Here is a 21936-nt window from a genome sequence, read left to right on the forward strand (position 1 = left end):
ACGCCTCCGTGGCCACATTCCTCTACAAACTCGGCAAACTCGCGTTCCGCCGACGGCACTTCGTCGCCCTGATCTGGGTGGCCCTGCTCACGCTCGCGGGCGTGGGCGCCGCCACCGCGCCGACCGCCGCCTCCAGTTCCTTCTCCATACCGGGGACCGAGGCCCAGAAGGCCTTCGACCTGCTCGACCAGCGCTTCCCCGGATCCGCCGCCGACGGAGCCACCGCCCGCGTCGTCTTCGAGGCGCCGAAGGGGGAGAAGCTCACCGACGCGGCCAACAAGGCCGACATCCAGGACACCGTCGCCGAGATCAAGTCCAGCTCGAAGCAGGTCGCGTCCGTCGCCGACCCCTTCGTCGCCAAGACGCTCAGCAAGGACGGCCGGATCGCCTACGCCTCGGCGACGTACAAGGTCTCCTCCATGGAGCTGACCGACGCCGACCGGGACGCGTTGCAGGACGTCATCGACGAGGCCAAGCAGACCGGGCTGACCGTCGAGGTCGGCGGTGACGCGCTCCAGGCCATGCCGGAGACGGGCGTCACCGAGGTCATCGGCATCGCGATCGCGGCCGTCGTCCTGGTGATCACGTTCGGCTCGCTGATCGCGGCAGGTCTTCCGCTGCTGACCGCGCTGATCGGTGTCGGCATCGGCGTATCCGCCATCACGGCGCTCGCCAACGTGCTCGACCTGGGCAGCACCACGTCCACCCTGGCGATGATGATCGGCCTCGCGGTCGGCATCGACTACGCGCTGTTCATCGTGTCCCGGTACCGGGGCGAACTCGCGGAGGGCCGGGACCGGGAGGAGGCCGCGGGGCGGGCCGTCGGGACCGCAGGGTCGGCCGTCGTCTTCGCCGGGCTCACCGTCGTCATCGCGCTGGTCGGCCTGGCCGTCGTCAACATTCCGATGCTCACGAAGATGGGCATCGCGGCCGCCGGCACCGTCGCCATCGCCGTGCTCATCGCGCTCACCCTGATCCCGGCGCTGCTCGGCTACGTCGGCAAGCGGGTGCACGGCCGCAAGGCCCGTAAGAACCTGTCCGAGGAGAAGCAGCCCAAGGTCAACATGGGCACCCGCTGGGCCGGCTTCGTGCTTCGCCGCCCGGTCACCGTCCTGATCGCGGGCATCGTCGGCCTCGGCGCCATGGCCGTCCCGGTCGCCTCGCTCGAACTCGGCCTGCCCGACGACGGCGCGCAGCCGACCAGCACCACCCAGCGCAAGGCGTACGACCTGCTCTCCGAGGGCTTCGGCCCGGGCTTCAACGGCCCGCTCATGACGGTCGTCGACGCCAAGGGCGCGGCCGACCCGAAGGCCGCGGTCTCCGAGGTCGTCCGGGAGATCAAGGGCACGGACGGGGTCGCGGCCGTCACCCCGGCGACGTTCAACAAGGCCGGTGACACGGCGATCATCAGCGTCGTCTCGAAGTACAAGCCGTCGTCGGTCGACACCGAGAACGTCGTGCACGACATCCGTGACGCCGGCAAGGACATCAAGGCGGACACCGGCGCCGAGTTGAGCGTCACCGGCTCCACGGCGATGAACATCGACGTCTCGCAGAAGCTCAACGACGCGCTGATCCCCTATCTGGCGCTGGTCGTCGGCCTCGCGTTCCTGCTCCTGATGGTGGTCTTCCGCTCGATCCTGGTCCCGCTGAAGGCGGCGCTCGGCTTCCTGCTGTCGGTGCTCGCGGCGCTCGGCGCCGTCGTCGCGGTGTTCCAGTGGGGCTGGCTCGGCTCGCTGTTCGGCGTCGAGCAGACCGGACCGGTCATGTCGATGATGCCGATCTTCATGGTGGGCGTGGTCTTCGGCCTCGCGATGGACTACGAGGTGTTCCTCGTGACGCGCATGCGTGAGGCGTACGTCCACGGGGAGCGGCCGGCGCAGGCCGTCGTCACCGGGTTCAAGCACGGGGCGCGGGTGGTCACGGCCGCGGCGGTGATCATGATGGCGGTGTTCGCGGGCTTCATCGGAAGCTCCGAGCAGATGGTGAAGATGATCGGCTTCGGCCTCGCCATCGCGGTCTTCTTCGACGCGTTCATCGTCCGTATGACGCTGGTGCCCGCCGTGCTCGCGCTGCTCGGCAAGAAGGCCTGGTGGCTGCCGAAGTGGCTGGCCAGGGTGCTGCCGAACGTGGACGTGGAGGGCGAGGGGCTGAGGACGGCCGCCGCCGACGATCCGGACGGGAAGCGGGAGCTCGTCAGCGCGTGATGCCCGTCAGCGGGTGACGCCCTTCAGTGGGTGACGCCCTGCGGGGCCTTGGCCGGGGTGACGGTCGTGTAGGTGCGGCGCAGGAAGCGGACCAACGCTTTCGTGTCGAACTGCACGACCGTCACCCCGCTCGGCTTGTGCGGCGCGTGGAACTCGATGACCGTCTGCACGCGGCCGCACGGCCAGATGCGGACGGCGCCGCCGGTGACCGGGGCGCGCAGGCCGCCTTCGAGGAGCTCGCGGGGGAAGGCTCCCCACTCGCCGGAGCCGGGCAGTGCGACATGGACCGTGCCGCTCTCGTGACGCAGCACGACGGGGACCGCCCGGCCGGCCTCGGGGGAATCGGTGACGACCCGGGCCCGCGCGTACTGCTCTACGTACTGCTCGACAACCGTCATGTCCTTAAATGTCGCATATGTGGGTGTGTACAGACCAGGGATGACCGGGCGCAATGGGTGCTGAGACGCTATTGCAAGGCGTTCGCAACAAAGCACTATCATCGAACGGTTCACCGGACGCCGAAACCGTACGTACGCCGATCCCGGACCCTGCCCCCGGACCCGAGCGGAGCCCCCTGCCATGCATGTCCCTGACGGATTCATCAACGCCCCCGTGTCGGCCGCCACGGGCGTCGTCGCCGCGGGCGCCGTCGCCGTCAGCCTGCGCGGCGCCCGCCGCGAGCTGGGCTCCGAGCGGGCCGCGCCACTCGCGGGCCTGGTCGCGGCGTTCATCTTCGCCGTGCAGATGCTCAACTTCCCCGTCGCCGCGGGCACCAGCGGACATCTCCTGGGCGGTGCGCTGGCCGCGATACTCGTGGGGCCCTACACCGGGGTCCTGTGCGTATCGGTGGTGCTCCTGATGCAGGGCGTGCTCTTCGCCGACGGCGGCCTGACCGCGCTCGGCGTGAACATCACCGACATGGCGATCACCACGACCGTCGTCGCCTACCTCGTCTTCCGCGGCCTGGTGAAGCTGCTGCCGCGCAAGCGCCGCTCGATCACCGTGGCGTCCTTCGTCGCGGCGCTGCTGTCCGTCCCGGCCGCCGCCGTCGTCTTCACCCTGATCTACGCCATCGGGGGGACGACCGACGTCTCCATCGGCAAGGTCGCCACCGCGATGGTCGGCGTGCACATCCTCATCGGCATCGGCGAGGCCGTGATCACCGCGCTCACCGTCGGCGCGGTCGTCGCCGTGCGCCCGGACCTCGTGTACGGGGCCCGGGGCCTCAACCAGCCGCTGAAGCTGAAGGTCGGCGGGGAGCTGGTCGACGCGCCCGCACCCGAGGCCGCCCCGGTCGCGGCCCGTTCGCACCGCAAGGTCTGGGCCATCGGCCTGGCCGCCTCCGTCGTCCTCGCCGGCTTCGTCTCCTTCTACGCCTCGGCCAACCCCGACGGACTGGAGAAGGTCGCCCACGACAAGGGCATCGACCGTACGGAGAAGCAGCACGCCTCCTCCGACTCGCCGCTCGCCGACTACGGCGTGAAGGACATCACCGACGCCCGCCTCTCCGGCGGCCTCGCCGGGATCATCGGCGTCGGCGTCACCGTCGTCGCCGGGACCGGGATCTTCTGGGCGCTGCGCAGGCGGCGCACCGGCGACGCGGCCTCCACCGAGGTGCCCACCGCTTCGGAGCGGGTGTCCTGACATGGGCGCCGGTCACGCCCACCAGCTCTACCGCGCCGGGACCTCGCCCGTGCACGCGCTGCCGCCGCACACCAAGCTCGCGGCCGTCCTCTGCTTCGTGATCGTGGTCGTCTCGACGCCGCGCGAGGCGATGTGGGCTTTCGGGCTGTATGCGGTGCTGCTCGCGGTCGTGGCGGCGACGGCGCGGGTCCCGGCGGGCTTCCTGCTGAAGCGGCTGCTCATCGAGGTCCCGTTCGTCGCCTTCGCCGTCCTCATGCCGTTCGTGGCGGAGGGGAGCCGGGTGCAGGTCCTCGGGATGTCGCTGAGCGAGAGCGGACTGTGGGGCGCGTGGAACGTGCTCGCCAAGGGCACGCTCGGCGTCGCGGCGGCGGTCCTCCTCGCCTCCACCACCGAACTGCGCGAACTGATCCTCGGCCTGCAACGCCTCAAGCTCCCCCCGCTGCTGGTCCAGATCGCCTCATTCATGATCCGCTACGGCGACGTGATCACCGACGAGATGCGCCGCATGAAGATCGCCCGGGAGTCGCGCGGCTTCGAGGCGAAGGGCGTACGGCACTGGGGCGTGCTCGCCAAGTCGGCGGGCGCCCTGTTCATCCGCTCCTACGAGCGCGGGGAGCGGGTGCACCTCGCCATGGTCAGCCGTGGCTACGCGGGGTCGATGCCGGTGATCGACGACCTTGCGGCGAGCCGGGCCCAGTGGTCGTACGCGCTGACCCTGCCGGGTGCGGCGCTCGTGGTGTGCCTGATGGGATGGACGCTGTGACTTCTTCTGCTTCTTCCTCCGTGCCGGCTTCCCTGGAAGTCTCCGGTCTCGCCTTCGCCTACCCCGACGGGCACCAGGCCCTCTTCGGAGTGGACCTGCGCATCGGCAAGGGCGAGCGGGTCGCGCTCCTCGGGCCGAACGGCGCGGGCAAGACGACCCTCGTCCTGCACCTCAACGGCATCCTGGCGGGTGGCGCGGGCACGGTGACGGTGGCCGGTCTTCCGGTCTCCGCGAAGAACATGGCGGAGATCCGCCGCAAGGTCGGCATCGTCTTCCAGGACCCGGACGACCAGCTGTTCATGCCGACGGTCCGGGAGGACGTCGCGTTCGGCCCCGCGGCGGCGGGCATGAAGGGCCCGGAGCTGGAGGCGCGGGTCCGCAAGGCCCTCGCCCTCGTCGGCATGGAGGAATTCGCGGACCGTCCGCCGCACCACCTCTCCTTCGGCCAGCGCCGCAGGGTGGCGGTGGCCACGGTCCTCGCGATGGAACCCGAGATCCTGGTCCTCGACGAACCGTCCTCCAACCTCGACCCGGCCTCCCGCCGCGAACTCGCCGACATCCTGCGCTCGTTGGACGTGACGGTCCTGATGGTCACGCACGACCTGCCGTACGCCATGGAGCTCTGCCCCCGCGCGGTGATCCTCAGCGGCGGCGCGATCGCGGCGGACGGCCCGACGGCCGACCTCCTCGTCGACGAGGACCTGATGACGGCGCACCGCCTGGAGCTCCCCTTCGGGTTCGACCCGCGGTCTGTGGCGGGGCGGGGGGCGTGAGCGCGAACGGGACGGCCTGGCTCAGAAGGCCAGGTCATCCCATGTGATGCTCAGGTTGAAGGGCTCGGGGAACTCGATACCGAGGCCCTCCGGGTCCCATTCGCCGACGGGGACGTAGAGCGCCGGGCGTAGCGGCTTGACGGGAAGTCCGGTCCGCTCCAGGACGGCAAGCCCGTACGCCCGCACCACTGTGACGTCCCAGGTCCCGCCGGTGTCGAGCTCGACCTCCCAGTATCAGGGGATGCCGCCCTCCGCGTAGCGGTTCATCTTCCACTGCCTGCGCTTTACGGTGTCCGAGCCGGAGAGCACCTCGCCGACCAGGACGGTGTCGCCGACGAAGGAGCCGTTGCCGCGGAATTGACGCACGCACTGGCGGACACGCCGCGCGTCGCCGTGCGGGGCCGGGAGTTACGGGAAGTTTCAGGCCCGCCCGAATGTTCCCCTACCCGTGAGCAATGAGGTGAAGGGCCAGGTGGCCGACGGTTTCGAGGCCGTCAGGGAAGCGTTCGGGCGCAACTTCGAGGCGCTGGGCGAGCGCGGCGCCTCGCTGGTCGTCTATCGCGACGGGCGCCGGATCATCGACCTGTACGCGGGCACGCGGGACGTCGACGGGGGCGCGCCCTGGGAGCCGGGCACCGCCCAGATCCTCCGCTCCGGCACCAAGGGGATCGCCGCCGCGGCGCTGCTCCTGCTGCACCAGCGCGGTGAGCTGGACCTGGACGCGCCCGTCGGCTCGTACTGGCCGGAGTTCAAGGCGCACGGCAAGGAGGACGTCCGCGTACGGGACGTGCTCGCGCACCGCGCCGGAGTCCCGGCCCTCGACCGCCCGCTCACCCCCGCCGAGGCCGCCGACCAGGACCTCGCCGCGGCCGCCGTCGCCGCGCAGGTGCCGTTCTGGGGGCCCGGAACCGACCACGGCTACCACGCGCAGACGTACAGCTGGCTCACGGCGGAGCTGGTGCGGCGGATCACGGGCCGGTCGATCGGCGAGTACGTCGCGGAACAGATCGCCGCTCCCGTCGGCGCCGACATCTGGATCGGCCTCCCGGACGCCGAGGCCCACCGGATCGGCCGGGTCGGGCCGGTGGAGCCTCCGGCCACCGGACAAGGCCTCCGCTCGCGCCCCAAGCGCGCGATAGCCGAGGCGTACGAGAACCCGGACTCGCTCACCCGCCGCGCCTTCGGCACGATCGCCCCGGCGGCGGACGAGAACGACCCGGCCTACCGCGCGGCCCAGCTCCCCGGCTCGAACGGCATCGGCACGGCGGAGGGCCTGGCCCGCTTCTACGCGTCGCTGATCGGCGAAGTGGAGGGCGGGGTGCGCCTGTTCACCCCGGAGACGGCCCAACTCGCCCGTACAGAAGCCTCGTCCGGTCCCGACCGCGTCCTGATCTCGCCGTCCCGCTTCGGCCTCGGCTACATGCTGCACGGCGTCGCCTCGCCGCTCCTCTCCCCGAACTCCTTCGGCCACCCGGGCCGCGGCGGCGCCCTCGGCTTCGCCGACCCGGAGGCGGGGATCGCGTTCGGGTACGTGACGAACGGGATGCAGAAGGGCGTCACGGCGGACCCGCGGGCCCAGGCCTTGGTGAAGTCGGTGCGGGAGGCACTGAACGCGGGTTAGCGTCCGCGTATGAGGCGCTTCGAGGGGTACGCGGTACTGATCACGGCGGCCGGGAGCGGCATCGGTGCCGCCACCGCGCACCGGCTGGCCGAGGAGGGCGCGAGCGTCCTCGTCAGTGACATCGACGGGGCGGCGGCCGGGAAGGTCGCCGCCTCGATCCGTGAACAGGGCGGCACGGCAAGGGAGTTCGCCTGCGACGTGGGCGACAAGGCCGCCGTGGAGGCCGCGGTCGCGTACGCCGTCGAGGCCTTCGGCCGGCTCGACGTCCTCGTCAACAACGCCTGCGCCTGCCACCCCGACGCTCCGCTCTTCGAGGACGAGGACGACGGGGAGTGGGCCGTCGACCTCGACATCACGCTCACCGGCGCCTATCGGTGCGCCCGCGCCGCGCTCCCGCACCTCGTCGCCTCCGGACGCGGCGCCATCGTCAACATCGGCTCCGTCAACGGCATCCAGGACTTCGGCAACCACGCGTACAGCGCCGCGAAGGCGGGGCTCGCGTCCTTGACCCGTACGTTGGCCGGGCACGCGGGGCCGCGCGGCGTCCGCGTCAATCTGATCGCACCCGGCACGGTCCGCACCGCGGCCTGGGCGGGCCGCGACGAACAGCTCGACGCGATGCGGGAGTTGTACCCGCTGGGGAGGGTGGGCGAGCCGAAGGACATCGCCGCGGCGGTGGCGTTCCTGGCGTCGGCCGATGCGGCGTGGGTGACGGGCGCGGTGCTTCCGGTCGACGGCGGGACGACCGCGGTCAGCAGTGGCTTCAAAATCATGCGCGGTTGAGCCCAACTCCGGCTTATGGTCACGCCCATGAGTTCACTGGTGCGCCACATCACTTTCGACTGTGCCGACCCCTACGCCCTGGCGACGTTCTGGACCGGCGTCCTGGACGGCAAGCTCTCCGAGGAGGACGTTCCGGGCGACCCGGAGGTCCTCGTGCACAGCGCGAACGCGACGCTGCTGTTCATCCGCGTCGACGAGGGCAAGACCGTGAAGAACCGGGTGCATCTGGACCTGCAGCCGCAGGACCGCACCCGTGACGAGGAGGTCGACCGCCTCCTCGCCCTCGGCGCCACGCTCTACGAAGACCACCGTCGGCCCGGCGGCAGGGGCTGGGTGACCCTGCACGACCCCGAGGGCAACGAGCTGTGCGTGGAGCGAGAGGCCGGCGCCCGTACGGCTTGAGGCCCGGGGCAGAGCCCCCGAAGCCACGGCTCACCCTCACCCGGCGTGCAGCATCAACCCGATCCCGGCCACCACCACACCCGCCGCCAAAAGCCTTGGCGCGCCGAAGCGTTCCTTGAAGAAGACCGCGCCGATCGCCGCCCCCACGATGATCGACGACTCCCGGAGCGCCGAGATCGGGGCGAGGTCGGCGCGCGTCTGGGCCCAGAGGACCAGGCCGTAGGCGAGGACCGAGAGCGCCGCCCCCAGCAGGCCCCGCCACGCGAACGGCCGCAACCGCTCCACCAGTTCACCGCGCCAGCGATACGCCGCGTACACCGGGACCGCGATGCCCTCCAGCACCATCAGCCACGCGATGTAGCCCAGCGAGGAGCCGGACGCGCGTACGCCCAGGCCGTCCACCACCGTGTACGACGCGATCGCCACACCCGTGGCCAGCGCGGCGCCCAGCGCCCGCCAGTCCGGCCTGCGCCCCGATCCCCGTAGACCCCACAGCGCCAGGCCCGTCAGGCCCGCACTGGACACCGCGACGCCCGCCGCCTGCCAGCCGCCCGGCACCTCGCCCGCGAAGAATGCCGCGAGCACCGTCACGACGAGCGGCGCCGTGCCGCGCGCGATCGGGTAGGCCTGACCGAAGTCGCCCAGTTTGAATGAGGTCATCAGCAGGGCGTAGTAGGCGATGTGCAGGAGGGCCGACGCCACCAGGTACGGCCATGCGGCTGCCGCCGGGAGCGGTGCGAAGGCCGCCAGTACCAGGCCGATCAATGTTCCGCCGCCCGATATGAGAGTGAAGCCGACCAGCTTGTCCGTGATGTGGTGGGCGAGGGCGTTCCACGAGGCGTGGGTGACCGCGGCGAGCAGGACCGCCGCCGCGACCAGCGGAGTCATGCGCGCACGTCCACGAGCGCGGCACCCGCGTGCGCGATCAGCTCCTTGGGCTCCATGGGGAAGACGGCGTACGGGCTGCCGGCCGCCGCCCACACCGTGTCGTGGGTGAGCAGGGAGCGGTCGGCGAGGACCCGCGTCTTGTTCGCGTGGCCGAAGGGCGGGACGCCGCCGATCGCGTAGCCGGTGAACTCCCGGACGACGTCGGCCTTGGCGCGCGTGACCTTCTCCGCGCCCAACTCGTCGCGTACGAGGTCGAGGTCGACGCGGGACGCGCCGTCCATCAGGACGAGCACCGGCACCCCGTCCGCCGCGAAGATCAACGACTTGCAGATCTGGCTCAGTTCGCAGCCGATCGCCTCGGCCGCCTCCTGCGCGGTGCGGGTCGCCTCGGGGAAGCGCCGCACCCGCGGCAGGAGTTCGGTGAGGCCCATCGTGGTGACGGCCTCGGCGAAACGGGGGTGTGCGGCCGTGCTGTTGGTGTTGCTGTTGCTGCTTTCCGCTGTCGTCATGGTCCGCACGCTAGCTCTGCGTGTACCGGCCACGCGACCCCGTATCGGGCCCCCGGGTCAGCCGCCCGCGAGCAGCATCTTGCGGACCACCGGACCGGCCGAGTCGCCGCCGTGCCCGCCCTGCTGCACCACGGCCGCCGCCGCGAGGTCCCCGCGCCAGGCCGTGAACCAGCCGTTGGGGTCCTTCTGCCCGTCGACCTCCGCCGAGCCGGTCTTCGCGCCCATGTCGGCGCCGAGCCCGGACATCGGCTTCACGGCCGTACCGGCGATCGCCGTGTAGTGCATCAACTCCCGCAGCTTCGAGGCCGTCGAGGCGGAGATCGGCTTCGACGCCTTCGCCAGCGTCCGGTCGTCGAAGTCCGGCGACACCAGGTACGGCTGGTGGAAGGCGCCCGCCTTCACGGTCGCCGCCACCGAGGCCATGTTCAGCGGGTTCATCCGGACGCCGCCCTGCCCGATCAGCGAGGCCGCCATCTGCGCGTCCGACATCACCGGCACCGCGCCGTCGAAGCTCGGCACCCCGATCGACCAGTTGTTCATGCCGAGGCCGAAGACCGACTGCGCCTGCTTGGTCAGCGAGTCGTTGTCGAGCTTCGGGGCCTGGCTGATGAAGGCCGTGTTGCAGGACGCGGCGAAGCTCGCCTTGAACGTGCCGTCCTTGATCTGGAACTTGTCGTCGTTCTGGAACTTCCAGTGCCCGTACGTGAAGTACTTCGGGCACGGGTGCTTCTTGTCGACGTCGGTGATGTTCTTGTCCAGGAGCATCGACGCCGTGATGACCTTCATCGTGGAGCCGGGCGCGAGCGAGCCCTGGAACGCCGTGTTGAACCCGGTGCTGGAGTTCGCCACCGCCAGGATCTCGCCGGTCGACGGCTTCACGAGCACGACCGAGGCCTTCTTGCGCGACTTCACCTGCTCCTCGGCGGTCGCCTGGAGCGCCGGGTCCAGCGTGGTCTTCACGGTGCCGGGCGTGCCCTTGGAGAGCGTGAGCAGCGTCTTGTCGGGCAGCGCGTTCTTGTCCGACTTCCCGCCGGACTCCTTGCGTACGACGCGCAGTTCGACGCCCGCGGTGCCGCCCGCCTTCTTCCCGTACTTCTCGCGCAGTCCGTCGACGATGGTGCCGATCGACGGGTACTTCTTCGCGTCCAGCTCGGTACCGTCCCGGTCGACGGCCTTGACCGGCGGATCGCCCGCCTCGCCGGTCTCCAGGTGGTCGCCGTCCTTCAGGTCCGGGTGCACGACGGAGGGCTGCCAGTCGACGAGGACCTTGCCGTCGCTCTTGCGGCGCTCGGCGGTCAGCGCGGAGTCGTACGCGAAGGGCTCGCTCAGCTCGGCGCCCGAACCGCCGCCCTTGCCCTCCTTGTACTCGACCGTGGACGTGACGTGGAAGGGGACCTCGGCGGCCTTGCGGGTGCCGGGAGCGAGCTTCAGGCCGGTGAGGTGGGCGTCCTTGGTGAGTCCTGCGAGCGCCTTCTTCGCGGCCGCCGCGTCGTTCGTGTACGCGGCCGCCTTCGCGGTGTCGCCCTGCTGCCAGGCGGTGAGGAAACCGTCGGCGACGGCCCGTACTTCCTTGGCGGTCGGCGGGCCCTTCGGGATCTCGGGCTTGCCGTCGTCCGCCGAGGCCGAGGTGCTGCCCGCCGGGCCCCCGCTCCCGATCAGCGCGTACGCGCCGACGCCTGCCCCGATGACGGCGACGGCGGCGACGCCACCGATCACCAGGGCGTTCGTGTTGCGCCGCGTCTCACCGCGACGCTTGCCTCTGCTGCCCACCTGAGTCCTCCGGAGATATACGGGTGGCCCAGGGTACGGGGTGGCCCTGAACGCACTTTCCGTAGGACAGAACGACGTGGTAACGCCTGGCGATGCGTGGATTCACCGCCAGGCGCAGGGAGTCGTAGGGGAACTACGCTCCGGGCCGCAGTCGTGGCGTGCGGACCCATGAACCGGCCCGTGGTCGTGGTGTACGGAACTACGACCCGGCCCGTGGTCGTGGTGTACGGAACTACGACCCCGCCCGCAGCACCGCCGCGACGACCGGGCCCGCCGCGTCTCCGCCGTGCCCGCCGCGCGGCACCGTCGCGGCGGCCGCCACATCGCCGCTGTAGCCCGTGAACCAGGAGTTGGCGTTGCCCTGGCCGTCGACCTCCGCGGAGCCGGTCTTCGCGCCCTTGTCGCCGGGCACGCCCGCCATGGCCGCGGCGGCGGTGCCGTTGGTCGCGGTCAGCCGCATCATCTGCCGCAGCTGCTCGGAGGTTCCGGGCTTCAGCCCCTTCGCCGTGGCGAGCGGGTGGTCGTCGACCTCGCGGGAGACGAGGACCGGCTGGTGGAACGTGCCGGTGATGGCGGTCGCCGTGACCGACGCCATGTTCAGCGGGTTCATCTTGACCCGGCCCTGGCCGATCATCGCGGCGGCGTCGTCGGAGTCGCCCGGCAGCTCGACCGAGCCGTCGCGGGAGACGATGCCCGTCTTCCAGTCCTTGCCGATGCCGAACCGGTCCTCCGCCTCCGCGGCGAACTTCGCCGGGCCCAGGTCGTCGGAGAGCTTGATGAAGGCGGTGTTGCAGGAGCGGGCGAAGCTGTCGGCCAGCGTCGCCTTCTCGTTGGGCCGCATGCCCTTGAGGTTGTGGAAGGTCTGGCTGAGCGCGACCGCCGAATCGGGGCAGGGCGCCGAGCCGTTCGCCGAGGTCACACCGTTGTCGATCAGTGCGGCCGCGGTCAGGATCTTCATCACGGAGCCGGGCGCGGTGCCGCCCTGGAACGCCGCGTTGAACTCGCCCGGCGCCTGGTTGGCGACCGCGAGCACCTCACCGGTGGACGGCTTGACGGCCACCACCGACGACTCCTGGTACTTCTTCACGGCCTGCTCGGCGGCCGCCTGCGCGGTCGCGCTGATCGTCGTGTGCAGCTTGCCGGGCTTGCCCTTGGCGAGCGTGAGGAGCGTCTTCGCGGCGCTCGTCTCCCCGCCCTCGTCGGTCCGCTCCACGTACGTCTCGATACCGGGCGAACCCCCGGCGGAATCCCCGTACTTGGCGCGCAGCTGGTCGAGGACGGGGCCGAGCGAGGGGTACGCGTCCTTCGTCAGCACGGTGCCGTTGCGGTCCACGGCCTCGATCGGGGGCGCGGGCGCCTCTCCGGTGACGAGCGTGTCGCCCTTCTTCATCGCCGGGTGCACCACCGCCGGCGACCAGTCGACCAGCGCCCGTCCCGTGGTCTGCCCGCGCACGACCGTGAGCGAGGAGTCGTACGACAGCGTCTTCGTCTTCTTGCCGTACGCGACGGTGGCCTTGACGTGGAAGGCGACCTTCGCGCCGTCCGCCTTGGTCGCGGTCAGTTCGGTGTGTGTGACGTGCGCCTTGTCGTGCCAGTCCTCGAGGACGCGCATCGCGTTGTCGGCGTAGTCCGTGAGCCGCGCCGCTGCCGCCGCGTCGTTCTTCTGCCATGCCGCCAGGAACTGCTCCGAGGTCTCCTTCACCTCGTCGCCGCTCGGCGGTCCCGACTTGTACTCCGACCCCTGCGACGACACGGTGTTCCCGCCCGTGACCGCCGTGACGAGGTTGTACGCCCCGTACCCCGCGCCGCCCACCATGACGGTGCACACCCCGCCGACGATGGCGATCTTGGCCCCCTTGCGCATGACGCGCTCCCCTCCCCAGGTTTACGGGAGGGACTGTAAGCACGGCAGGTGCCTCAAGTACCGCGAGTTCTTCAGATGATGTCCGAAGGTGTCCGGATTGAGATCACAAAGGTGACCGAAACCGACTCACACCCACGTGTCCAGCCACATCCGTGAACGCCAGGAGTCGACCGGGATCGCGTCGCCCGTGTAGATCGGCCAGAAGTAGATGAAGTTCCACGCGATCAGCAGCACCAGGGCGCCCGCCGCCGTCGCGCCGATCACCCGCCGTCGTTCCTGGGAGCCCGGTTTGCCGATGATCGCGCCGAGCATCATCGCCAGGGCCAGGCAGAGGAACGGGGCGAAGACGACCGCGTAGAAGTAGAAGATCGTCCGCTCCTGGTAGTTGAACCAGGGGAGGTAGCCCGCCGCGACGCCGCACAGGATCGCGCCCGCCCGCCAGTCGCGGCGGAAGAACCAGCGCCACAGCACGTACAGGAGCGCGAAGCAGGCCGCCCACCACAGCAGCGGCGTGCCGAGGGCGAGGACCTCGCGGGCGCACTTCTCGGTGGCGTCGGCGGGGCAGCCCTGCGCGCCCGGCTTCGGCGACTCGTAGAAGTACGAGACCGGGCGGCCGTCGACCATCCAGCTCCACGGGTTCGACTGGTAGGTGTGCGGCGAGCTGAGCGTGGTGTTGAAGTTCCACACCTCGTGCTCGTAGTGCCACAGGCTGCGCACCCAGTCCGGCAGCCAGGTGAAGGTGCCGCCCTTGCCGTCGGTCGCCGCCCAGTTGCGGAAGTAGCCGCCGGAGCCGTCGCTGGGGGAGAGGATCCAGCCGAGCCAGGACAGCACGTAGGTGGCGATGGCCACGGGGACCGTCGAGACGAAGGCGGGCACGACGTCCCGCTTCAGGACCGCCCGGTACGGGCGCTCGGCGCCCGCCACCCGCCGCGAACCCACGTCCCACAGCACCGACATGAGGGCGAACGCGGCCAGGAAGATGAAGCCGTTCCACTTCGTGGCGGCGCCGAGCCCGAGGCACAGGCCCGCGAGCAGCCGCCAGGGCCGCCAGCCAAGCCGCAGCGTCTCGGCGACCTCGGTGTCGGGGTGCGGAATGCCGTGCTCGTCCACGGGTAGCGCGGCGGCCAACTGCCCGCGCGTGCGCTCCCGGTCGAGCACCAGGCAGCAGAACGCCGCCACCACGAAGAAGACCAGGATCGAGTCGAGCAGCGCGGTGCGGCTCATCACGTACGAGAGGCCGTCGACGGCGAGCAGCGCGCCCGCCAGGCAGCCGAGGAACGTGGAGCGGAAGATGCGCCGCCCGATCCGGCAGACCATGAGCACGCACAGCGTGCCGAGGACCGCCGTCATGAACCGCCAGCCGAACGGGTCGAACCCGAACATCCACTCGCCGATGCCGATGACGTACTTGCCCACCGGCGGATGCACGACGTACGAGGCGTCGTGCGGGATCGGTACGTTTCCGCCCGTGGCCAGGATCTTGTCGTTGGCGTCCTTGGGCCAGTTCACCTCGAAGCCGCGGTGGATGAGCGCCCACGCGTCCTTCGCGTAGTACGTCTCGTCGAATATCACGGCCTTCGGGCTGCCCAGGTTCCAGAACCTGGCGAGACCCGCGACGAGCGTGACGAGCAGCGGCCCGACCCAGCCGACGATCCGCTCCGCCTGCGCGGCGGAGAACCGGCTCAGCCCGAAGGACGCCCACAGGCGGCCCCCGAGCGGCGGGAACGGCGGCACCAGGCGCGTGCCCACGTCCCCGCCTCTGGCCTGCGCCCGGTATCCGAACCTGCGCAGCCCGCGCAGCCACGACGACTGCTGCGGCTCCACGCCTGCGGCCTGCTCGGTCGGTGCGCTGGTCGGAGTCGCCCCGGACGACGACGCGGTACTGGTCACGCGCGCCATCGTAGGGAACACGACTGTGCGAGTCCCGCGGCCCGCTCCTGCGAGACTGGAAACGTGACTGGAACCGCAGAATCCCCCGAGTCCGCCGGAACCCTCGTGCTGGCAGGCACGCCGATCGGTGACGTGGCGGACGCGCCGCCGCGGCTGGCCCAGGAGTTGGCCGGCGCCGATGTCGTCGCCGCCGAGGACACCCGGCGCATGAAGCGGCTCACGCAGGCGCTCGGGGTGCAGGTCGGCGGGCGTGTCGTGTCGTACTTCGAGGGCAACGAGTCGGCGCGCACGCCGGAGCTCGTCGAGGCGCTGGCCGGCGGGGCGCGGGTGCTGCTCGTGACGGACGCGGGGATGCCGTCCGTGTCCGACCCCGGGTACCGGCTGGTCGCCGCGGCGGTCGAGCGGGACATCCGCGTCACGGCGGTTCCCGGCCCCTCCGCCGTGCTCACCGCCCTCGCGCTGTCCGGGCTCCCCGTCGACCGCTTCTGCTTCGAGGGCTTCCTGCCGCGCAAGGCGGGCGAGCGGCTCTCCCGGCTCAAGGAGGTCGCCGAGGAGCGCCGCACCCTTGTCTACTTCGAGGCCCCGCACCGCCTCGACGACACCCTCGCCGCGATGGCCGAGGCCTTCGGCGAGGACCGCCGCGCCGCCGTGTGCCGCGAGCTCACCAAGACGTACGAGGAGGTCAGGCGCGGCCCCCTGAAGGAGCTCGCCGAGTGGGCCGCCGAGGGCGTACGCGGCGAGATCACGGTCGTCGTCGAGGGCGCGCCGGAGAAGTCCGCCGACGACCTCACCCCCGATGAGCTGGTGCGCAGGGTGCGGGTGCGGGAGGAGGCGGGGGAGCGCCGCAAGGAGGCGATCGCCGCCGTGGCCGCCGACGCCGGGCTGCCCAAGCGCGAGGTCTTCGATGCCGTCGTGGCGGCAAAGAATGCGGCTCGGACCGCCCCATAGGTGCGTAAAGGACTAACCTGAAAAGCAAAGCGAAGACCGCGCGTCAGGGCCGTTTCGGCAGGGAAAAGCCAAATCGGATCCAATAGTCGACAGGCCTTTTGCGCTCGGCCCGGCGGAGGCGTCCACTGGTTGAAGGGGACGCACCCGTCCCCACGCTGCCGCAGGGCGGCGTTTGTCCAGCGGGCAAGAGGAGCTGGCATGAGCGAGTTCGCAGTCTCCAAGACAGCCATTGGTGCGCAGGCGCCCCCGGTCCCGAATCGCAGCGCGGCGACATCGATCGCCCACGAGTCGTATTCCTTCGCCTGCATGCGGTGCGGGCACGGCTGGGAGCAGTCCTACGAGATCGAGCACCACGTCGACGGGGACGGCGCGGACTTCGTGATGTACGTGGTCGGGGGCGAGCGGGTGCCGTCGCCGCTGACCAGGCCCACGTGTGTGAACTGCGAGGGCCACGTCGTACGCATCATGCGCGCGGGGCGCGTCTCCTCCGCACGTGACGCGCTGCAACACCACCGCACCCCGCAGGCGGGGCCGGTGGAAGTGCCGGAACCGGACGCGGCGGAGCGCGAGGGGCACCACCACTGGCACCTGTCCGACCTGCTGCACCCCTTCAGCCACCACCACAAGCGGGACGAGTGACACCGGCTTCGTAGGATCGGGGGCATGAGCCCCAGCACCAAGGACGTCACCCCGCCGCCGCTGCCCGCGCCCCTGGAGGTCGAGGTCGCCGACTCCCACACCCACCTGGACATGCAGGAGGGCACCGTGGAGGAGGGCCTCGCCAAGGCGGCGTCGGTGGGCGTGACCACGGTCGTCCAGGTGGGCTGCGACCTCGCGGGCTCGCGGTGGGCGGCCTCCGTGGCGGAGGAGCACGCGCGCGTGCACGCGACGGTCGCCCTGCACCCCAACGAGGCGCCGCGCATCGTGCACGGCGACCCGGACGGCTGGTCCCGCCAGGGTGCGAGGGAGCCGCTGGGTGACGCGGGCCTGGACGAGGCCCTCGCCGAGATCGACCGGCTCGCCGCCCTCCCGCACGTGAAGGGCGTCGGCGAGACCGGCCTCGACTACTTCCGTACGGGCCCCGAGGGCAAGGCCGCGCAGGAGAAGTCCTTCCGCGCCCACATCGAGATCGCCAAGCGGCACGGCAAGGCGCTGGTCATCCACGACCGTGAGGCGCACGCCGATGTGCTACGCGTCCTGAAGGAAGAGGGCGCGCCCGAGCGCACCGTCTTCCACTGCTACTCCGGCGACGCGGACATGGCCCAAATCTGCGCGGAGAACGGCTACTTCATGTCGTTCGCGGGAAACGTGACGTTCAAGAACGCGCAGCCGCTGCGCGACGCGCTCGCGGTGGCCCCGCTCGAACTGGTTCTGGTCGAGACGGACGCACCGTTCCTGACGCCCGCCCCGTACCGCGGTCGGCCTAATGCCCCGTATCTCATTCCGGTCACGCTGCGCGCCATGGCCGCGGTCAAGGGCGTCACGGAGGAAGCCCTCGCGACGTCGGTCTCCGCCAACACCGCGCGTGCCTTCGATTACTGAGCGATAACGGTCACGGGCGCTCGCACCCGCTCACCTCCGGGCAAAGTAGCCACGCAGAGTAGTCGCGGTGCTTTGGAGAGTGACGGACGCTCCGCTAGGTTCTGCTCGCCCGATCCGCCCCTCACCGGGGACCGGACACCTGTGAGTGGCCTGGAGCGTCGTCGTGAGCATTACGCCGCAGGAGACGTACGAGCGGCACGAGCCGTACGAGCGGTACGAGACGCACGTGCCGTACGGGGCGCACGAGGAGGGGGCCGAGGAGCCCCAGGTCCCCGCCTCCGCACCGACCGGCGGGCGGGCCGCCGCCAGGCGTGCCGCGCGGCGCAAGAAGGTGGCACAGCGGCCCGAATCGCTGCGCAGGCTGCTGCCGCAGGCGCTGGTCGTCGCGTTCCTCGCGGGCGGCACGTCCGCCTTCCTCGCCGACGACAAGGCGATCCACCTCAGCGTCGACGGCAAGGAGCGCACCCTGCACACCTTCGCCGACGATGTCACCGAACTCCTCGCCGACGAGGGCGTGGACGTCGGCGACCACGACGTCGTGGCGCCCGGCGAGACGGCCGAGCTGGCCAGCGGGGACGAGGTCGCGGTCCGGTACGGGCGGCCCGTCCGGCTCACCCTCGACGGGCAGCGGCGCGAGGTATGGACGACGGCGCGGACCGTGCACGGGGCGCTCAGGCAACTCGGGGTGCGGGCGGAGGGCGCGTACGTCTCGGCGTCGCGCTCCCAGCGCATCGCCCGGCACGGTCTGGCCCTCGACGTACGCACGGAGCGCAGCGTCACGATCATGGCCGACGGCAACCGCCGCACCATCCGCACGAACGCGGCGACCGTGGGCGGGGCCGTCGAGGACGCGGGCGTGACGCTGCGCGGGCAGGACACCACGTCGGTGCCGCAGAGCAGCTTCCCGCGCGACGGGCAGGTGATCACGGTGATGCGGGTGACCGGGGCGAAGGAGGTCCGGGAGGAGCCGATCCCGTACGCGACCGAGCGCACGGAGGACGCCTCGCAGTTCCAGGGCACGGAGGTCGTCACGCGGGCCGGTGAGCCGGGCATGAAGCGGGTCACGTACTCGGTGCGGACCGTCAACGGGGTACGGGAGAGGCCGCGCCGCGTGCGGGAGGAGGTCGTACGGGAGCCGCGCACGCAGCAGGTCAGGGTCGGTACGAAGCCGATGCCGACGTCGGTGGCCGGGGCGGACTCCCTCAACTGGTCAGGACTCGCGGCGTGCGAATCCGGCGGCCGGCCGGGAGCCACGGACGCGACCGGCACCTACGGGGGCCTCTACCAGTTCGACACGCAGACGTGGCACAGCCTCGGCGGCTCGGGCCGCCCCCAGGACGCGCCTGCGGCGGAGCAGACGTACCGGGCGAAGAAGCTTTACGTCAGCCGGGGGGCGACGCCGTGGCCGCATTGCGGGGGCCGGTTGTAGGCGTTGCGGTCACGGGGCACTTGCCCTCGCCTTGGGCAATCTGCCTTCCCCAAGCTCTCCGACAAGCTCCGAGCAGGGGAGACCCCATCGGGCGGCAGGGTGGGCAAGGCGGCACCCCGGTGCCGCGGAACACGGGCGGGAGGCCCCCGCCACCACACGGCTACCCTTGAACGGTGAGCAACAGTGACCCCCAGGGCCCCCTCCTCGGCGCCGCGGACATCCGCGAACTCGCCGCGGCGCTGAACGTCCGGCCGACCAAGCAACGCGGCCAGAACTTCGTGATCGACGCCAACACCGTCCGCCGCATCGTCCGCACCGCGGAAGTGACCGAGGACGACGCCGTCGTGGAGGTCGGGCCCGGCCTCGGCTCGCTCACCCTCGCCCTCCTCGAAGCGGCCCGCCACGTCACGGCCGTGGAGATCGACGACGTACTGGCCTCGGCCCTGCCCGCCACCATCGCGGCCCGCCTCCCGGCCAAGAAGGACGCCTTCGACCTCGTCAACATCGACGCGATGCAGGTCACCGAGCTCCCCGGCCCGGCCCCCACCGCCCTCGTCGCGAACCTCCCGTACAACGTGGCGGTCCCCGTCCTCCTCCACATGCTGGAGTCCTTCCCGACCATCGAGCGCACCCTCGTGATGGTGCAGGCCGAGGTCGCCGACCGGCTCGCCGCCGGGCCCGGCTCCCGCGTCTACGGCGTCCCGTCCGTGAAGGCCAACTGGTACGCGGAGGTCAAGCGCGCCGGCAGCATCGGGCGCAACGTCTTCTGGCCGGCCCCGAACGTCGACTCCGGCCTCGTCTCCCTCGTACGCCGCACCGAGCCGATCCCCACCACCGCGTCCAGGCAAGAGGTGTTCGCGGTCGTCGACGCCGCGTTCGCCCAGCGCCGCAAGACGCTGCGCGCGGCGCTCGCCGGGTGGGCGGGGTCGGCGCAGGCCGCCGAGGAGGCCCTCGTCGCGGCGGGCGTCTCCCCGCAGGCGCGCGGCGAGGCGCTCACCGTCCACGAGTTCGCCCGCATCGCGGAGGCCAAGCAGCAGTGACATCGGATACGTCGGTGACCGTACGCGTACCCGCCAAGGTCAACGTCCAGCTCGCGGTCGGCGGCGCCCGCCCCGACGGCTTCCACGACCTGGCGAACGTGTTCCTGGCCGTGGGCCTCTACGACGAGGTGACGGTGTCGGAGGCGGACACCTTCGAACTCACCTGCACGGGCCCGGGCTCCGACCAGGTCCCCCTTGACCGTACGAACCTGGCGGCCCGCGCCGCGTTCGCGCTGGCGTCGCGACACGGCCTCGGCGAACCCGCCGTCCATATCCACATCGCCAAGGACATCCCGGTCGCCGGCGGCATGGCGGGCGGCTCCGCGGACGCGGCGGGCGCGCTTGTCGCCTGCGACGCGCTCTGGGGGACGAAGGCCTCCCGCGAGGAACTCCTCGACATCTGCGCCGAGTTGGGCAGCGATGTGCCGTTCAGCCTGGTCGGCGGGGCGGCGCTCGGTACCGGGCGGGGCGAGAAGCTCGAACTCCTCGACGTGGGTGGGGAGTTCTGGTGGGTGTTCGCGGCGGCGGACGGCGGCCTGTCCACGCCGGCGGTCTACCGCGAGTTCGACCGGCTCAGCCCCGACGCTCCCGACCCCGTCGCCGCGCCCGCCCTTCTGGAGGCGCTGCGCACCGGCGACGTCGAGGCCCTCGCGGCCACGGTCACCAACGACCTCCAGCCCGCGGCGCTCTCCCTCTTCCCGTCCCTGAAGGACACGCTTGACGCCGGTACGTCGGCGGGGGCGCTGGCCGCGCTGGTCTCGGGGTCCGGGCCCACGACGGCGTTCCTGGTGGCGGACGAGACCTCGGCCCGAACGGTGGCCGAGACCCTGACCGCTTCGGGGTTGTGCCGCACGGCCCGGGTGGCCCCGTCCCCGGCCCCGGGCGCGACACTCCTCTGACCCGGGGGCCCTGTTGCGCGCCACGGTGCCGTGGCTGGCGCCTCCGGTCCTGGGCGCGGGGCACCGGGGTGCCGCTGTGCCGTGGCTGGCGCCTCTGGTCCTGGGTGCGGGGCGCCGGGTGTCGGGGCTTGGCCGGGGTGAGCGCGCTTGCGTTCGGCGCACGGCACAGGGTGTTGGGGCTGTGCCGTGGTGGGCGCTTTTGCATTCGGCGCACGGCACCGCCCCCTGTCCGGCTGCGCCGTTGCCCGCTCATCTCCCACCGCCCGCCCCCTCCGGGGGCTTCGGCCTGTCCGGGGTCCGGGTTGCTGTGCCGGGGCGGGCGCCTGTCGTACCTGTTGCGCGGTACCGGGGTGCCGCCTTGCCGTGGTCGGCGCCTCGCGTCCTGGGTGCGCGGCACCGGGTGTTGGGGCTGTGCCGGGGTGGGCGCCTTTGCATTCGGCGCACGGCACCGGTCCTTGTCCGGCTGTGCCGGTGCCCGGTCATCTCCCACCGCCTGCCCCCCTCCGGGGGCTTCGCCCCGTCCGGGACTCGGTCGCTGTGCCGGGGTCGACGCCTCCCGCCCCGATTACGTCGCACCGGGATGCTGCCGTGCCGTGGTCGGCGCCTCGCGTCCTGGTTGCGGGGCACCGGGTGTCGGGGCTTTGTCGGGGTGGGCGCCCTTGCGTTCGGTGCCCGGCACCGTCCCTTGCGTTCGGCGCGCGGCACCGGTCCTTGTCCGGCTGTGCCGGTGCCCGGTCATCTCCCACCCTCCCGTCCCCTCCGGGGGCTTTGGCCTGTCCGGGGTCCGGGTTGCTGTGCCGTGGTCGGCGCCTCGCGTCCTGGTTGCGGGGCACCGGGTGTTGGGGCTGTGCCGGGGTGGGCGCCTTTGCATTCGGTGCACGGCACCGGTCCTTGTCCGGCTGTGCCGGTGCCCGGTCATCTCCCACCGCCCGCCCCCTCCGGGGGCTTCGCCCCGTCCGGGACT

The 21936-nt window shown here is 71.5% G+C and carries 21 protein-coding genes; 13 read left to right on the forward strand and 8 right to left on the reverse strand.

Annotated features, from left to right (window positions below):
• Positions 1 to 8 precede the first annotated feature (8 nt).
• The gene (locus ACOKM3_RS24270; RefSeq protein WP_426903141.1) at positions 9 to 2207 is read left to right on the forward strand and encodes an MMPL family transporter; all 2199 of its coding nucleotides are present in this window, start codon (positions 9 to 11) and stop codon (positions 2205 to 2207) included.
• Between the two features lie 23 nt (positions 2208 to 2230).
• Here the strand turns inward: ACOKM3_RS24270 and ACOKM3_RS24275 are convergent, their stop codons facing one another.
• A complete protein-coding gene (locus ACOKM3_RS24275) occupies positions 2231 to 2605 on the reverse strand; it encodes an SsgA family sporulation/cell division regulator (protein WP_426903142.1) in 375 nt (124 codons plus the stop codon).
• A 181-nt stretch (positions 2606 to 2786) separates the two neighbouring features.
• On the opposite strand from ACOKM3_RS24275, the gene ACOKM3_RS24280 reads away from it, so the two are divergent.
• The 3 genes from ACOKM3_RS24280 to ACOKM3_RS24290 are packed head-to-tail and all read left to right on the forward strand — an operon-like array spanning position 2787 to position 5387.
• Complete coding sequence (locus ACOKM3_RS24280; RefSeq protein WP_426903143.1) at positions 2787 to 3851, forward strand: energy-coupling factor ABC transporter permease; 1065 nt, start codon at positions 2787 to 2789, stop codon at positions 3849 to 3851.
• Position 3852: 1 nt separating this feature from the next.
• A complete protein-coding gene (gene cbiQ / locus ACOKM3_RS24285) occupies positions 3853 to 4614 on the forward strand; it encodes a cobalt ECF transporter T component CbiQ (protein ID WP_426903144.1) in 762 nt (253 codons plus the stop codon).
• Positions 4602 to 5387, forward strand: coding sequence for an energy-coupling factor ABC transporter ATP-binding protein (locus tag ACOKM3_RS24290; RefSeq protein WP_426903145.1), 786 nt, complete (start codon positions 4602 to 4604; stop codon positions 5385 to 5387). Before cbiQ ends, ACOKM3_RS24290 begins: the two co-directional genes overlap by 13 nt.
• Before the next feature lie 21 nt (positions 5388 to 5408).
• Here the strand turns inward: ACOKM3_RS24290 and ACOKM3_RS24295 are convergent, their stop codons facing one another.
• Both ACOKM3_RS24295 and ACOKM3_RS24300 read right to left on the reverse strand, forming a co-directional pair.
• A complete protein-coding gene (locus ACOKM3_RS24295; RefSeq protein WP_426903146.1) occupies positions 5409 to 5576 on the reverse strand; it encodes a hypothetical protein in 168 nt (55 codons plus the stop codon).
• A 45-nt stretch (positions 5577 to 5621) separates the two neighbouring features.
• Positions 5622 to 5753: a hypothetical protein gene (locus tag ACOKM3_RS24300; protein ID WP_426903147.1), complete on the reverse strand. Its 132-nt coding sequence runs from the start codon at positions 5751 to 5753 to the stop codon at positions 5622 to 5624.
• 82 nt (positions 5754 to 5835) lie between these two features.
• Here ACOKM3_RS24300 and ACOKM3_RS24305 point away from each other — a divergent pair, with 82 nt between their 5' ends.
• The 3 genes from ACOKM3_RS24305 to ACOKM3_RS24315 are packed head-to-tail and all read left to right on the forward strand — an operon-like array spanning position 5836 to position 8193.
• Positions 5836 to 7008 carry a serine hydrolase domain-containing protein gene (locus ACOKM3_RS24305; protein WP_426903148.1) on the forward strand — a complete coding sequence of 391 codons (1173 nt, stop codon included), beginning with the start codon at positions 5836 to 5838 and terminating at the stop codon, positions 7006 to 7008.
• A 9-nt stretch (positions 7009 to 7017) separates the two neighbouring features.
• Entirely contained in the window at positions 7018 to 7791 is a 774-nt protein-coding gene (locus ACOKM3_RS24310) for an SDR family NAD(P)-dependent oxidoreductase (protein ID WP_426903149.1), read from the forward strand.
• 27 nt (positions 7792 to 7818) lie between these two features.
• Entirely contained in the window at positions 7819 to 8193 is a 375-nt protein-coding gene (locus ACOKM3_RS24315; RefSeq protein WP_426903150.1) for a VOC family protein, read from the forward strand.
• A 36-nt stretch (positions 8194 to 8229) separates the two neighbouring features.
• On the opposite strand, the gene ACOKM3_RS24320 is transcribed toward ACOKM3_RS24315, so the two are convergent.
• The 5 genes from ACOKM3_RS24320 to ACOKM3_RS24340 all read right to left on the reverse strand — a co-directional run bounded on the left by ACOKM3_RS24320 (position 8230) and on the right by ACOKM3_RS24340 (position 15114).
• The gene (locus ACOKM3_RS24320; RefSeq protein ID WP_426903151.1) at positions 8230 to 9081 is read right to left on the reverse strand and encodes an EamA family transporter; all 852 of its coding nucleotides are present in this window, start codon (positions 9079 to 9081) and stop codon (positions 8230 to 8232) included.
• Positions 9078 to 9590, reverse strand: a complete 513-nt coding sequence (locus tag ACOKM3_RS24325) for a YbaK/EbsC family protein (protein WP_426903152.1) — start codon at positions 9588 to 9590, stop codon at positions 9078 to 9080. The genes ACOKM3_RS24320 and ACOKM3_RS24325 overlap by 4 nt, the downstream gene beginning before the upstream one ends.
• Before the next feature lie 57 nt (positions 9591 to 9647).
• Entirely contained in the window at positions 9648 to 11360 is a 1713-nt protein-coding gene (locus tag ACOKM3_RS24330) for a penicillin-binding transpeptidase domain-containing protein (RefSeq protein WP_426903153.1), read from the reverse strand.
• A gap of 232 nt (positions 11361 to 11592) precedes the next feature.
• Positions 11593 to 13224 carry a penicillin-binding transpeptidase domain-containing protein gene (locus ACOKM3_RS24335; RefSeq protein ID WP_426903154.1) on the reverse strand — a complete coding sequence of 544 codons (1632 nt, stop codon included), beginning with the start codon at positions 13222 to 13224 and terminating at the stop codon, positions 11593 to 11595.
• 126 nt (positions 13225 to 13350) lie between these two features.
• Complete coding sequence (locus ACOKM3_RS24340; RefSeq protein ID WP_426903155.1) at positions 13351 to 15114, reverse strand: dolichyl-phosphate-mannose--protein mannosyltransferase; 1764 nt, start codon at positions 15112 to 15114, stop codon at positions 13351 to 13353.
• A 63-nt stretch (positions 15115 to 15177) separates the two neighbouring features.
• Here ACOKM3_RS24340 and rsmI point away from each other — a divergent pair, with 63 nt between their 5' ends.
• From rsmI to ACOKM3_RS24370, 6 genes are all read left to right on the forward strand, one after another.
• Positions 15178 to 16062 (forward strand): 16S rRNA (cytidine(1402)-2'-O)-methyltransferase, encoded by an 885-nt coding sequence (gene rsmI, locus ACOKM3_RS24345; protein ID WP_426903156.1) that lies wholly within the window; start codon positions 15178 to 15180, stop codon positions 16060 to 16062.
• A 198-nt stretch (positions 16063 to 16260) separates the two neighbouring features.
• Positions 16261 to 16701, forward strand: a complete 441-nt coding sequence (locus tag ACOKM3_RS24350; protein ID WP_426903157.1) for a hypothetical protein — start codon at positions 16261 to 16263, stop codon at positions 16699 to 16701.
• A gap of 24 nt (positions 16702 to 16725) precedes the next feature.
• Positions 16726 to 17604: a TatD family hydrolase gene (locus ACOKM3_RS24355; protein WP_426903158.1), complete on the forward strand. Its 879-nt coding sequence runs from the start codon at positions 16726 to 16728 to the stop codon at positions 17602 to 17604.
• 163 nt (positions 17605 to 17767) lie between these two features.
• The gene (locus ACOKM3_RS24360) at positions 17768 to 19033 is read left to right on the forward strand and encodes a ubiquitin-like domain-containing protein (RefSeq protein ID WP_426903159.1); all 1266 of its coding nucleotides are present in this window, start codon (positions 17768 to 17770) and stop codon (positions 19031 to 19033) included.
• A gap of 173 nt (positions 19034 to 19206) precedes the next feature.
• Entirely contained in the window at positions 19207 to 20073 is an 867-nt protein-coding gene (gene rsmA / locus ACOKM3_RS24365; protein ID WP_426903160.1) for a 16S rRNA (adenine(1518)-N(6)/adenine(1519)-N(6))-dimethyltransferase RsmA, read from the forward strand.
• Positions 20070 to 20972 carry a 4-(cytidine 5'-diphospho)-2-C-methyl-D-erythritol kinase gene (locus ACOKM3_RS24370; RefSeq protein ID WP_426903161.1) on the forward strand — a complete coding sequence of 301 codons (903 nt, stop codon included), beginning with the start codon at positions 20070 to 20072 and terminating at the stop codon, positions 20970 to 20972. Before rsmA ends, ACOKM3_RS24370 begins: the two co-directional genes overlap by 4 nt.
• Positions 20973 to 21936: the final 964 nt, after the last annotated feature.

The sequence above is a fragment of the Streptomyces nidicola genome (genome assembly GCF_050106155.1).
Classification (GTDB): domain Bacteria; phylum Actinomycetota; class Actinomycetes; order Streptomycetales; family Streptomycetaceae; genus Streptomyces.

Bases quoted from the DNA above. Each gene is read 5' to 3' on its own strand.
- ACOKM3_RS24275 (WP_426903142.1), bottom strand. From the start codon at position 2,605: ATGACGGTTGTCGAGCAGTACGTAGAGCAGTACGCGCGGGCCCGGGTC.
- ACOKM3_RS24280 (WP_426903143.1), top strand. From the start codon at position 2,787: ATGCATGTCCCTGACGGATTCATCAACGCCCCCGTGTCGGCCGCCACG.
- cbiQ (WP_426903144.1), top strand. From the start codon at position 3,853: ATGGGCGCCGGTCACGCCCACCAGCTCTACCGCGCCGGGACCTCGCCC.
- ACOKM3_RS24290 (WP_426903145.1), top strand. From the start codon at position 4,602: ATGGACGCTGTGACTTCTTCTGCTTCTTCCTCCGTGCCGGCTTCCCTG.
- ACOKM3_RS24310 (WP_426903149.1), top strand. From the start codon at position 7,018: ATGAGGCGCTTCGAGGGGTACGCGGTACTGATCACGGCGGCCGGGAGC.
- ACOKM3_RS24315 (WP_426903150.1), top strand. From the start codon at position 7,819: ATGAGTTCACTGGTGCGCCACATCACTTTCGACTGTGCCGACCCCTAC.
- ACOKM3_RS24320 (WP_426903151.1), bottom strand. From the start codon at position 9,081: ATGACTCCGCTGGTCGCGGCGGCGGTCCTGCTCGCCGCGGTCACCCAC.
- ACOKM3_RS24325 (WP_426903152.1), bottom strand. From the start codon at position 9,590: ATGACGACAGCGGAAAGCAGCAACAGCAACACCAACAGCACGGCCGCA.
- ACOKM3_RS24335 (WP_426903154.1), bottom strand. From the start codon at position 13,224: ATGCGCAAGGGGGCCAAGATCGCCATCGTCGGCGGGGTGTGCACCGTC.
- ACOKM3_RS24350 (WP_426903157.1), top strand. From the start codon at position 16,261: ATGAGCGAGTTCGCAGTCTCCAAGACAGCCATTGGTGCGCAGGCGCCC.
- ACOKM3_RS24355 (WP_426903158.1), top strand. From the start codon at position 16,726: ATGAGCCCCAGCACCAAGGACGTCACCCCGCCGCCGCTGCCCGCGCCC.